Origin of the sequence: Thalassospira xianhensis MCCC 1A02616, assembly GCF_003326475.1 — a bacterium.
GTDB classification, from domain to species: Bacteria; Pseudomonadota; Alphaproteobacteria; order Rhodospirillales; family Thalassospiraceae; genus Thalassospira; species Thalassospira xianhensis.
In genome coordinates this window covers 1-2,012 of the sequence record NZ_JPWA01000085.1, presented here as the reverse complement: position 1 = coordinate 2,012, position 2,012 = coordinate 1, and the positions used below count along the sequence as shown (strand labels likewise).

At 53.0% G+C, this 2,012-nt stretch carries 2 protein-coding genes; one reads left to right on the top strand and one right to left on the bottom strand.

The annotated features are described in order from the left end of the window. A partial coding sequence (locus tag TH5_RS25100) for a hypothetical protein (protein WP_147250196.1) occupies positions 1 to 201 on the bottom strand: 201 nt, incomplete at its 3' end. 209 nt (positions 202 to 410) lie between these two features. Here TH5_RS25100 and TH5_RS25095 point away from each other — a divergent pair. Continuing rightward, positions 411 to 1,673 carry an outer membrane beta-barrel protein gene (locus tag TH5_RS25095; protein ID WP_114124137.1) on the top strand — a complete coding sequence of 421 codons (1,263 nt, stop codon included), beginning with the start codon at positions 411 to 413 and terminating at the stop codon, positions 1,671 to 1,673. Positions 1,674 to 2,012: the final 339 nt, after the last annotated feature.

Below are 2,012 nucleotides of genomic sequence, written 5' to 3'. Positions count from 1 at the left end.
TGCTGTCGCAGCCGCCCAGTCCGGTTCATCGTTTAACGCAGGGACGATTGCGGCAACCGCCGCTGCAGCGTCCCGTACCAGTGCGGCTGCGGTGATTAGCTCTGTCGCCGCGGCAACCGGAAATTCGCTGTCGACCATTGCTTCGCAAGCGTCTCGGGGGGCCGGACTTGCGGCACAGGCCGCCGCATCAAGCAATAGCATAGTTCAAAGCGGTTTGAACGCCACGGCACAGGCAAGCACTCAGTCGGGTAGCAACAGCACAAATCAACAAACCGCAACAGTAACTACAACTCCGGAAACTATTGTGCAGCCTCCTGTTGTTGAGGAAAATCCGGACCCGTCGATCGCCAGCCCGACCTGATTTGGCCTATAAAATACGTTTCAGATATTGATTTGAAGGGGAATACAAAGTGAAGGTTCTCAAAGGGGGATTACTCGCAACCGTTGCCGCTGGTGCTTTGGTTGCGGTGCTGACATCTTCTGTCAACGCGCAGGAAGCCGTCAATCCGGATCAGGGCGTTGCCCAGCGCACCGCTGAGGGCTACGAGCCGGTCGGCGCTACCGTTGGGTCATTCCGTCTTTTGCCGAAGGTCGAAGTTGTCGAAGAATTCAACGACAACATCTTCAAGGAAGAAAATGACGAAACTGACGATATGATCACCAAGGTCAAGCCAACGCTTAACCTGCGTTCTGACTGGAACAATCATGCCTTGAATCTTGGTGCCGGTGCTGATTTCGGTTTCTATGCAGATTCAAATGACGATGATTACGAAGATTACAATGCCAAAGTCGATGGCCGTTTTGACGCCAGCCAGGCGCTGACATTCAACGGCCTGGGCAGCTTTGAACATCTCCATGAAGATCGTGGTGGCGACGATGTCGATGCCGATGCCGCCGATCCGGTTGAATATGACCGCCTGAAAGCTGAATTCGGTGGCCGGTTCAAACCGAACCGTATCAGCCTTGGCGCAGCCGGTCGCGTTACCGATCTCGACTATGATGACAATGCGGAACTCGATGGTGGCACCACCAACAACGATGACCGTGACCGTCAGGTACTTGAAGGCGAACTTCGCGCCGGTTATGAAATCCAGACCGGTTATGAAGCATTCGTCAAAGGCGTTCTCAACGACCGCGATTACGATTCCGATGTCGATGACAACGGTTTTGACCGCGATTCCGATGGTTATAAGGCACAGGCAGGTATCGCCATTGATCTTGACCGTCTGATCCGTGCCGACCTTGGTGTTGGCTGGATGGAACAGGACTATACCGACCCGTCCCTTCGTGACGTAGACGGTTATTCGGCGGATGCGACTGTTCGCTGGAACCTGACCGAACTGACCACAGTTCGCGGCACCTTCGCCCGTGCGATCAACGAAACCACAACAGCAGATGCATCGGGCATCGTTGCCACCAGCTACGGCCTCGGTGTTGATCACGAATTCCTGCGTAATCTTGTTGCCACAGCCGATGCCAACTATCAGAACTCTGATTACGAAGGCATTTCGCGTGAAGACGATCTCATGAGTTTCCGTCTTGGCCTTGATTACAAACTGAACCGTAATTTCTTTGCCGGTGTCAGCTACAAGTTCGAAGATCGTGACTCAAACGTCACGGATCAGAGCTACGACAACAATATTTTCGCCATCAAGATTGGCGCACAGTTCTGATCTGTACCTGAATATCATATCAAAAAAATCCCCCGACCATCCTCGGGGGATTTTTTATGCAGCAGTATGTCTCGCCCCTGACATCACAAGGGATCAGGTTTTATTCGCTGTTACTTCTTTAGATTTTTAGGTTCCGGTAAATCATTTCAAACTTTACCAGCAAACTTGCCAAACGGCTTTGTGGGCCTCAGGGGAAATCAGATGAAAACCTTATCTAAATTCATGGCAGTTGTTCTGCTTTCAGGCAGCCTGATTGGCGCCAATACGGCTTCGGCATGGGCGCAGGCTGCGGGCGCTTCCTCAGGGGCCGGCACGTCGTCCACTGGCACCGGCGGTGCC